This is a genomic window from Nocardia coubleae NBRC 108252 (genome assembly GCF_001612805.1).
GTDB classification, from domain to species: domain Bacteria; phylum Actinomycetota; class Actinomycetes; order Mycobacteriales; family Mycobacteriaceae; genus Nocardia; species Nocardia coubleae.
The window spans coordinates 146,947-156,214 of sequence record NZ_BDBD01000019.1; the positions used below are offsets into that span (position 1 = coordinate 146,947).

The 9,268-nt window shown below is 64.2% G+C and carries 12 protein-coding genes; 4 read left to right on the forward strand and 8 right to left on the reverse strand.

All coding sequences use genetic code 11. The features are described from left to right. The first annotated feature begins 4 nt into the window (after positions 1 to 4). Positions 5 to 280 (forward strand): DUF6959 family protein, encoded by a 276-nt coding sequence (locus NCO8_RS31465; RefSeq protein ID WP_157105018.1) that lies wholly within the window; start codon positions 5 to 7, stop codon positions 278 to 280. Between the two features lie 605 nt (positions 281 to 885). Here NCO8_RS31465 and NCO8_RS32910 read toward each other — a convergent pair. From NCO8_RS32910 to NCO8_RS20535, 3 genes are all read right to left on the reverse strand, one after another. Next, positions 886 to 1,167, reverse strand: a complete 282-nt coding sequence (locus tag NCO8_RS32910; RefSeq protein WP_084457338.1) for a transposase — start codon at positions 1,165 to 1,167, stop codon at positions 886 to 888. 120 nt (positions 1,168 to 1,287) lie between these two features. After that, complete coding sequence (locus NCO8_RS31470) at positions 1,288 to 1,434, reverse strand: hypothetical protein (protein ID WP_157105019.1); 147 nt, start codon at positions 1,432 to 1,434, stop codon at positions 1,288 to 1,290. A gap of 185 nt (positions 1,435 to 1,619) precedes the next feature. Then, entirely contained in the window at positions 1,620 to 2,087 is a 468-nt protein-coding gene (locus NCO8_RS20535) for a MarR family winged helix-turn-helix transcriptional regulator (RefSeq protein WP_067641810.1), read from the reverse strand. Between the two features lie 107 nt (positions 2,088 to 2,194). Here NCO8_RS20535 and NCO8_RS20540 point away from each other — a divergent pair, with 107 nt between their 5' ends. Beyond that, on the forward strand, positions 2,195 to 3,334 hold the full coding sequence (locus NCO8_RS20540; RefSeq protein WP_067642086.1) for a GDSL-type esterase/lipase family protein: 1,140 nt from the start codon (positions 2,195 to 2,197) through the stop codon (positions 3,332 to 3,334). Positions 3,335 to 3,357: 23 nt separating this feature from the next. Here the strand turns inward: NCO8_RS20540 and NCO8_RS20545 are convergent, their stop codons facing one another. The 3 genes from NCO8_RS20545 to NCO8_RS20555 all read right to left on the reverse strand — a co-directional run bounded on the left by NCO8_RS20545 (position 3,358) and on the right by NCO8_RS20555 (position 5,508). Further along, positions 3,358 to 3,765, reverse strand: coding sequence for a PIN-like domain-containing protein (locus NCO8_RS20545; protein WP_067641811.1), 408 nt, complete (start codon positions 3,763 to 3,765; stop codon positions 3,358 to 3,360). Beyond that, positions 3,734 to 4,390, reverse strand: a complete 657-nt coding sequence (locus tag NCO8_RS20550; RefSeq protein ID WP_245655441.1) for a DUF433 domain-containing protein — start codon at positions 4,388 to 4,390, stop codon at positions 3,734 to 3,736. Before NCO8_RS20550 ends, NCO8_RS20545 begins: the two co-directional genes overlap by 32 nt. 110 nt (positions 4,391 to 4,500) lie before the next feature. Further along, positions 4,501 to 5,508 (reverse strand): NAD(P)-dependent alcohol dehydrogenase, encoded by a 1,008-nt coding sequence (locus NCO8_RS20555; protein WP_245655442.1) that lies wholly within the window; start codon positions 5,506 to 5,508, stop codon positions 4,501 to 4,503. An 84-nt stretch (positions 5,509 to 5,592) separates the two neighbouring features. Between NCO8_RS20555 and NCO8_RS20560 the strand changes: the two genes are divergently transcribed. Next, complete coding sequence (locus NCO8_RS20560; RefSeq protein WP_084457339.1) at positions 5,593 to 6,234, forward strand: TetR/AcrR family transcriptional regulator C-terminal domain-containing protein; 642 nt, start codon at positions 5,593 to 5,595, stop codon at positions 6,232 to 6,234. A gap of 44 nt (positions 6,235 to 6,278) precedes the next feature. Here NCO8_RS20560 and NCO8_RS20565 read toward each other — a convergent pair whose 3' ends face one another. Further along, positions 6,279 to 6,764, reverse strand: coding sequence for a pyridoxamine 5'-phosphate oxidase family protein (locus NCO8_RS20565; protein WP_067641812.1), 486 nt, complete (start codon positions 6,762 to 6,764; stop codon positions 6,279 to 6,281). Further along, the gene (locus NCO8_RS20570; protein ID WP_245655443.1) at positions 6,761 to 8,167 is read right to left on the reverse strand and encodes an MFS transporter; all 1,407 of its coding nucleotides are present in this window, start codon (positions 8,165 to 8,167) and stop codon (positions 6,761 to 6,763) included. Before NCO8_RS20570 ends, NCO8_RS20565 begins: the two co-directional genes overlap by 4 nt. 136 nt (positions 8,168 to 8,303) lie before the next feature. Here NCO8_RS20570 and NCO8_RS20575 point away from each other — a divergent pair, with 136 nt between their 5' ends. Further along, positions 8,304 to 9,185 carry a LysR family transcriptional regulator gene (locus NCO8_RS20575; RefSeq protein ID WP_067641814.1) on the forward strand — a complete coding sequence of 294 codons (882 nt, stop codon included), beginning with the start codon at positions 8,304 to 8,306 and terminating at the stop codon, positions 9,183 to 9,185. Positions 9,186 to 9,268 lie beyond the last annotated feature (83 nt).

Here is a 9,268-nt window from a genome sequence, read left to right on the forward strand (position 1 = left end):
AATAATGGAACACACCGCTGAAGTGCTCGAAACGCAGGGTGACTACTCATTGATCAGATGGAGTGGTCGAAAATTTCCCGGGCTATTGATGCAGGGTGATACATTGAGCATCCTGGTTTCCGACGCTCGCGAACTTGAGGAACTTATCGACGCAGGCGATTTGGAAGAAGCCCGCGCTGCCGCACATGAGCTTCTGAGGAGCCTTTCGGTAATGCAAAGGTCATACGAAGAGATGATGAAGCTTGCGGGAGTGAAACTTCCGTATGCACCCCATTCGTGATCGCGCGTGGCTGTCTTCAAATTGGCCGGCGGCAGCCAATAGGATGCACGAATATATTCCGTGAGGCTGGCGCAGGTCCGCTTGGCTAAGAGCCGCTATCGGGTTCGGTTGCTGAGTCGTCGCCAACAGATCAGTGCCGCACCGAGATTCAGGAATCCGTAGTGGATGTCGATGCGGCGTTCCCATCGGACGGCCAGGCGCCGGTACTGGGTAAAGTAGGGAGAAGGTCTGCTCCATGATCCAGCGGTCGGTAGTGACCTTGTCGCTTGTTCCGCGGCGGGGAACGTAGCAGGTGATGCCGAATCGCCGCAGCTCGGTGCACACGCTGGGGTGGTCCTAGCCCTTTTTGCCGATGAGGGTCTTGATCCGGCGGCGCGGTGGCACTGGCCGTCCACGCAAGGGGAACCCGATCGAGCAAGGACGAGAGCATCAGGTGGTCGTTGACATTGGCCGCAGAGAGTTCGACAACGAGCGGAAACCCTTTCTTCAGGTCAGAAGGTGATTCTTCGAACCGGTCTTGGCACGGCCTACCGGGCTAGGCCCGGTCGCGGAGCCCCTTTTCCGCCTGCACGTGCGAGCCATCAATCATGACCCGGTGAAGTCGATCAACCCGGCGGCGTTGCTGTGGTCCAAGACCGATTGGTGCATCGCCTCGAAGGCACCGGCAGCTTGCCAGTCCCGAACCTGCGCCAACACGTCCTCCCGGACCCGAACTCGAGTTCGTGGGGCAGGTCTTCCCACCCGATCCCGGTGAACCACACGAACAGGACCCCCTGGAACACCAGCCTCGGGTCATGCTGAGCCAGGCCCGGTGTCCCTGCCGGTTTCACCAGTAGTAGCGGTTCGATAACCGCCCACAACTCATCATTCACGATCCACGGCGGCATCACAGCAAAACACTCTGTACCACAGTATGTCTCACCCTACCCGACCGAACCCGTCAGGAGCTCTAAGGGTTGGCCCGCAAGTCTGGGTTGGCGAGGTCGGGTGAGGCTGGTGGTCGGAGCTCAGTGGGCGAGGTTGGCCAGAGTGGCTGCCCCGGCCATCGCGACCGCGACCCCGGCGCCGCGTAAGCGGCAGTACCGCAGGATCTTGCAGGTCTTCATACGGGCGAAGGCCTGTTCGATACGGGCGCGGACCTTGCGGTGGGACATGTTTGTGGGCGTTGTTTCCATTCCGGAGGTCGACACCGGGTGAGCGGCGGTGCGACCTGATCAGCTCGGTGCCCTGATAACCGCCATCAGCGATCACCACAGTGTTGCGGCAGGCGTGAGCCGCGCCGGACTCGATCCAGTGTGGGAGCTGGGTCGGCGCCAGCGCCAGGAGGCCCGGCGAGATATCACTCCCCGATGGCGGTTGCTGACGGGTTGGTTGCGTCGCGGAGGATGCGGAGGGTGGTGGTCAGGGCGTCGAGTTGAGTGGGGGTGAGTACGTCGATGAGCCAGGTGTCGAGGGCTGACAGGTAGTCGGGGAGGACTTCTTCGAGGCGGTGGAGGCCGGTGGGGGTGAGGGATGCGTAGGCGATGCGGCGGTCGGTGGGGTCTAGTTGGCGTTCGACGAGGTCGGATTTTGTCAGGCGGTCGACCAGGCGGGTGACTCCGCTGGTGGAGAGTTCGGTTTGGGCTGCCAAGTCGGACATGCGTAGGCGGCGGTTGGGGGATCGGCTCAGGCGGAGAAGGGCGTTGAGGTCGAGGCCGGACAGGCCGTGGGCGTGCCAGGTGGGTTCGAGCTTTGCGATGAGTCCGCTGTGTGCCTCGAAGAGCAGGCCGGAGATGGTCAGCCGGGGGTCGTCGAACAGTTCGGACATGTGAAGCACCCTAGTCGATGTTTGCCGTGAGGATTGTTGACATGAGGAATATCTCCGAGTAGACCTATGCGTACGCAATATTCCGCGCAGCAAGTATCGGAGTGGTCATGCAGAACAACTGGGTCGCCGGGTTCCGGAACGGTGTCATCAGCCCCGATGAGCAGATCAAGCTCGCGGAATCACGCGAGTTCGCGGACGAGACTGTGCGCCATGTCCTCCACATGGCCGGCGGTGGTACGGCGGTGAGGGTGCGGCTGACCAACCGGTACGGCGCGACGCCCCTGCGCATCGGCGCCGCTCGAGTGGCGTTGCGCAAGGCCGGCTCGGCGATCGACTCCGATGCCGATCATGAGATTCGCTTCGGTGGTGAGCCGAGCGCGGTCATCGAGCCGGGTGCGGATCTCGTGAGCGATCCGATCGACCTGCCGGTTGCCGCCGGCCAAGACCTATTGCTCAGCCTGTACCTGCCTGAATCGACGGGGTTGGCGACGTTTGCCCATCAGCCGGGCGAGATCTCCTATCTCGTCACCGGCGACCGGACCGCTGATGTGGAACTCCCCGATGCGCAGGAAGTCCCGTTCCGGTTCTTCGTCACCGGCGTGGACGTTCTCGACCCCACCGCGCCGCCGATCGCGGTGGCGTTCGGCGACTCCTGGTTCGAAGGGGTCGGCACTACAGTGAGCGCCAACCGTCGTTCCGTTGATGTACTCAACGACCGACTTACTCATGGATGGGTGGTCAACAACGGCATCGCGGGCAACCGACTCACCGCTACCGAGGTCGGCGAATCCGGTATAGCGCGTTTCGATTCCGATGCGATCGCGGTACCCGGGGTCACCGACGTCCTGGTGAATTTCGGCATCAACGACCTGATTCTCGGTGCGATGGGCGGGCAGCCCTCGGCGACCGCCGACGAACTGATCGCCGGCTTCACCGATCTCGCGAACCGGGCACACGCCGCAGGCCTACGCATCCACGTCGCGACCATCGGTCCCTACGCCGGCTGCGTCTATCCCGGCATGCCGCTCGTGGAGACACAGCCCACCCGTCACACGGTCAACGAATGGCTGCGCCGGACAGACATTTTCGACTCCGTCTTCGATGTGGACAGTGCGGTGGCCGACCCCGCGCGCCCCGACTTCATCCTGCCCGAATTCGACAGCGGCGACGGTATGCACCTCAACGACGCGGGCGCCGCGGCGATGGCGCACACGGTCGACCTTGCCGCTCTCTTCCGCGCGGATTAGGCCCGCTCACCGGCATGGCAGGTTTATGGCCAGGTCCGGCGGATGCCCTGCGCTGTCACGGCGTAGGCCGCTGGGCCACCGCGCTCGACGGCATGATGGATGGCTGATCGAGCACTGTGCACCCGCTCGATCATGGCGCTGATCGTCAGTTGCTGGTTGTCCAGGTAGAACATCACCGCAGCGTGCTTTTCGAGCGGGGCGCGCTCAACCGCGCGACCTTTGATTCTTCCGTCCTTGCAGAGCGGAACCCAGGCCCGAGTCAGGCCGAACTCGATCCAGGTCTCGTCCGTCGTCTCCTGAGCATCATTGGGGAAGTGGTCGACGATCCGGTGGATGTGCCACCCGAGTTCGATCAGACCTGCGGCAACCCCTTTACCGAGTCCCCGATCCAGGAAGAATTCAAGCGGCTGCTGGTAGTTCGGCTCGGACAATGGATTGGACTTCTTGTTCGTCGAGCTCGTATTCCCCCGCGACGACATTGATGGGCTCTCCGGCCTTGAAGAGGTCGATGATCGCGCTGACCGGGACTTTTGTCCGTTCGAGAACCGGGCTACCCCAGTTGAACTGTGGATCGATTACCACGGGCGCGGCCGCGGGAAAGCGCGGTAGATGCAGGCGGGTGGCGTACCCAGCCTCGCCCCAGTCGATGTAGCGCAGATAGTCGCTGATGAACTCGCGCACCGGTATCTGCCGATCGTGCACGCGGGCGAATTCGCCGTCGATGTACTCGACGAAAAGGTCGATACCGTCGGTGGCGATCCGCTTACTCGCCAGGGCGTACTCGGTGTCGAACTCTGCTCGCAGCGCCGCCACCGCAGCCTGGATCCGAGGCGTGCTGAAACGCAATTCGGTCCGTAGTGCCCGCAGCACGTAGGCCTCGACCATCGCTATGAACGGCACGCTGGCTCGACCACGTCGTTCAGGCTGCACCCGGTGAACCAGGGGGTGGCCATCGACGTCCTTCGAGAGCCACGAGTAGACGGTGCTCCTCGGGATCACCAGCTGGCGCGCCACATCAGCCGGGGTGAACAGCGCATCGGTGAACACATCGACCATCAGCACACCTCCTCGACCTCATCTGAGTATGTCACTACGACGATTGATAGCAGATGAGCTGCCGACACGCTCAGACCAGCGCGCCGACCGACGGTGAGGACACACCGTGGTCATCGGACAGGCGACGCGGTCAGCAATGTCTTCCCAGATGCGTGCCCTTCGGCGAAAAGGCTGATCGCGGCCGCGGCCTCCGACAGAGGTAGGTGGCGCTGAATCACGGGGCGCAGGGATCCGGTGGTCGCTAGTTCGGCAAGGTACTGCAGGTCCGCAGTCGCGGGGCGCATGAGGAGTGGTTTGAGGGTTTGGGAGGTGAAGAGGTTGGTGAGGAGGACTGAGCCCAACCAGCGGATAGGGCCGAACCAGTTGCCCCCGGGGGCGCCTGCGGAGGAGATGAAGACTCCTTCGGGGGTGAGGGCGCGGCGGTGGTCGCGGAGTTTTCGGTTGCCTGCCAGGTCGAAGATGATGTCGTAGGTTTCGCCGCGGGCAGCGAAATCGGTTGTGGTGTAGTCGATGACGGTGTCGGCGCCGATTTCGCGGACCATGTCGAGGTGGCGGGTGCTGCATACGGCAGTGACGTGGGCGCCGAGGGCTTTCGCTATCTGCACCGCGAAGGTTCCCACCCCGCCCGATGCGCCGTTGACGAGCACTCGGTGCCCGGGCGCGAGCTTGCCGATGTCTCGTAAGCCCTGGAGGGCGGTCATTCCCGAATCCGGCATGGCAGCGGCTGTTTCCATGTCCAGGCCATCGGGCACGAGGGCGAACCATTTCACGTCGGCGCGGACGAACTCGGCGAACGCCCCGCTGGGTACTTCACCGAAAACCCGGTCTCCGACCTGGAATTCACTGACCTCGGCACCGACAGCAACAACCTCACCGGCGAGATTCTGGCCGATCATTCGATTCTTCGGCCTGCGCAACCCGAAGCCCAAACGGAGCAAATACGGCGTGCCACTGAGTAAATGCAGGTCGCCGCTGCACAGCGATGCCGCATGCACACAGACGACCACGTCCCGCTCACCAGGCTCCGGCCGAGGCACGATTTCCGTGCGCAGAACTTCCCCACCGCCGTAGCGCGGTGCCACCCATGCCGTCATCCGGTCGGTATCCACATCGGTCATGAGCGACCCCTCCTTCGCACTTACAGCGTAAGTCGCTGACCTCAGACGCTACGCTTACGCCGTAAGTAGGTCAAGGAGGAAAACATGCCGCCACGTACCCCGCTGAGCAGGGAACGAATCCTGCGGGCGGCGATCGCCCTGGCCGATGCGGAGAGCCTCGACGCGCTGTCGATGCGCAAGCTCGCCAAGGCGCTCGGCGTCGAAGCCATGTCGCTGTACAACCATGTCGCCCACAAGGAGGACATCCTCGACGGGCTCATCGACCTGGTGGTCGAGGAGATCTACGTGCCCGAAGCGGGTGGTGACTGGCAGGAAGAACTACGCCGTCGCGCGATTTCGGCCCACGAGGTCCTGCTCCGGCACCGATGGGCCACCGGCCTGCTTGGCTCCCGGGTGAATGTCGGCCCCGCGATGCTGCGCTATGTCGAAGCGACCCTGGCCTGCCTGATCGCCGCGGGCTTCACCTACGAACAAGCCGACCGGGCCTGGAACGCCCTCGACAGCCACATCTACGGATTCACGCTCCAAGCCATCAATTTCCCCCTCGATCCCTCCGAATACGCTTCGTCCGCAGAGGAATTCCTTCCGCTCATCCCCACCGAAACGCATCCACACATGCACACTCTGGCCTCGCTCGTCATCGACGGAAAGCATTCGGATACAGCTGATTTCACCTTCGGCTTGAATCTGCTTCTCGAAGGGCTCGCCGGCCTGCTCCGTCGCTGACAACCCGGATCCACCCCGACGATCGCCGGGGTGGATCGCCGAATTCACTGTGTAGCAGCGGGCTTCCAGATCCTGCTACGCAGATCCATGCCACGAATGACCTGCACCCGCCACGGCGTCAACCGCAGCACATGCAACCGTGGATCACTCGGTGAGTGCCAGAAGGCACCGAGGTTGTAACCGGCGCCGCGTGGGCTCGTCTTGCGATACAGGCGCCACACCTGAGCTTTGACGTCCACATCGTCGACCCATTCGGCGTGCGCGTCGACCGCGACGGAGTTGTTCCTCGGCTCCCAGTACGAAAAGCTGGTGTACGGATTGCCCGCGATGTGGGCCGCCTTGACCCGGGTCTTGAAGGTAGCCAGCCAGCCGAGCGGTTGCCCGTCGACCACCTCCCAGACGGGAATGAGCACCCGCGTCCGTGGCCGGTTCTTCGCGTCGACGGTGACCATGGTCGCCGAGACGATGGCGCCCACGTAGGCGTTGAATTCCTCCTCGATCGCGGCGAAGGAGTCCACTGTGATCGTCATGCGGTCACCCGCACCGGCGAGCGAAGACCGAAGACCATGACCAGCGCACCGAGACCCGCGGCGACCACCGGCACCAGCAACGCCGTCCGGTAACCGTCCAGAATCGCGCTCGGCGCCGTGGACGCCCCGATCGCTGCGGTGCTGACCGCGGTGACGATCGCCAGGCCGAGTCCCGCGCCGAACTGGAACGAGGTGTTGAGCAGCCCACCGGCCAGGCCCTGTTCCTCCTCGACGACACCGTCGGTTGCGGCGATCGTCAACGGCCCGTATACCAGTGCGAAGGCCAGGCCGAGCAGAATCATGCTGGGGAACATGGCGACGTAGGTCCAGTCGAGACCGATCGGCTGGAACAGGGCGTAGGCCAGCAGGGCGGTGAGCAGGCCGCCGAAGATCACCCGGACATTGCCGAAGCGGTTGACCAGCCACGGCGTGAGCGTCGGCGCGAGGACGGCATCGATGCCGATGGCAAGCAGGGCCAAACCGGTCTGCAGCGGCGACCAGCCACGCAACTGCTGCAGGTACAGCACCGCGATGAACTGGAAGGCGAAGAACGAACCGGAGAACAGGATCGCGGTGAGATTGGCGCGCACCAGCGGGCCCGACGCGAGAATGCCGAGCCGCACCAGCGGCGAACGCGAGCGCTGCTCGGCGAGGACGAACACCGTGAGCAAGGCCGCGCTGATCACCAACATGGCGATGGTCTGCACCGCGCTGACATGGGTCGACCGCTCCACCGCGAGGACCAGCAGCAACACGGCGCCGGTGACGCTCACCGCACCGGTCACGTCGAAACCGCCCGAAGAACGTTCGGCCGGTTCGTCTTTCGGCACCAGCACGATAGCTGCGGCCAGCACGGCGGCCGTCAGGAAGACCGGCGCGATGAAGACCCACCGCCAGTCGATCGAGGTCAGCAGACCACCGACGACCAGACCGAGCGAGAACCCGGCCGCGGCCGTTCCGGCGTAGACGAGCAGCGCTTTGTTGCGCAACCGGCCCTCGGGAAAGCTGGTGGTGATGATGGACAGGCCCGCCGGGGTGAGGAACGCCGCGGCGATGCCCTTCACCAGCCGGGACAGGATCAGCACCCAGCCGTCGGCGGCGAAGGCACCGAGGCCGGAGAAGACCAGGAACATCGCCAGCCAGAACAGGAACATCCGGCGCCTGCCCAGCAGGTCGGCGGCCCGTCCGCCCATCAGCATGAAACCGCCGTACCCGAGCACATAGGCGCTCACCACCCATTGCAGTTCGCCGGTTGTCATCCCCAGGTCGGCCTGAATCGCGGGGAGCGCCACACCCATCATCGACACATCAACGCCTTCGAGGAAGATCGCCGCGCACAAGACGAGCAACATCCCCCACACCCGACCGCTCATGCGGTCGCTGTCGGCTTCTAACAGAACCATTTTCATCCGTTCCTCGACACGCGGCCACCCTGGGACGGGTGGCAGGAATCAAGCTTCGACCAGCGGTGATGCCGGGAACAACGGTAAAGTTCTAACGCGTCGGTTAGGCAGACTAACCGATCATGGAGGGTGGTAGATGGACTGGCAGGAGCTCGAGGCTTTCCGGATTCTCGCGCAGGAGTTGCATTTCGGGCGGACCGCCGAGCGGCTGCACCTGTCGCGTGGCCGGGTGAGCCAGCTGATCAAAACGCTCGAGCACCGCATCGGCGCGCCGCTGTTCGACCGCACCAGCCGCCGGGTCTCGCTCACACCGATCGGCAGGCGTCTGTTCGCCGATCTGGAACCGCATCACCTCGGCATCGTGGCATCGCTCGCGCGGGCCACCGACGCCGCACGCGGTATCGGCGGCACCCTGGTAGTCGGGTTCTCCAGTCCCCTGGCCGGCGAGGCGATCCTGCGGATCGCGGACGCGTTTCGCACCGACCACCCCGACTGCGAGGTGGTGGTCTGTGAGGTTCAGTTGTCGGATCGCTACGGCCCGCTACGCGCAGGCGACCTCGATCTGGCTCTCATCGAATTCCCGGTGGACGAACCGGACCTCGTCTCCGGGCCCGCGATCTTCTTCGACCAGCGGGTCCTCGCCGTGTCGGCCGGACATCGGCTGGCCGACCGCGACGCGGTGAGCGTCGAGGATCTGAAGGGCGAAACCAGCATCACGATCGCTGGTCTGCCGCAGTACTTCCTGGACGCGTTCATTCCGTCGCCATCGGACGGCACCCGACCGATCGAGGCCGCCACTTCGTGGCAGGAACTGCTCACGCTGGTCGCGGCGGATCGCGGTGTCGCGGTATGCGCGGCGCAGGGCGCCGACTACTACGCCCGCCCCACGATCACGTATCTCCCGTTCACCGACACAGCCCCGGTCGCCTACGGACTCGTCTGGCGCGGCAGCGGCGAAACAGCCATGGTCCGGGCCTTCACCCAGACCGCCGTCGCGACCTCGAAAACCGTGCGCTGACGCCACTTCGAGCAAGATCATCACGCTCTGGTGGCGGCCGCCTCTCGGCAAACGCCGCCACCAGAGCGTCGTGATCAAGTGTC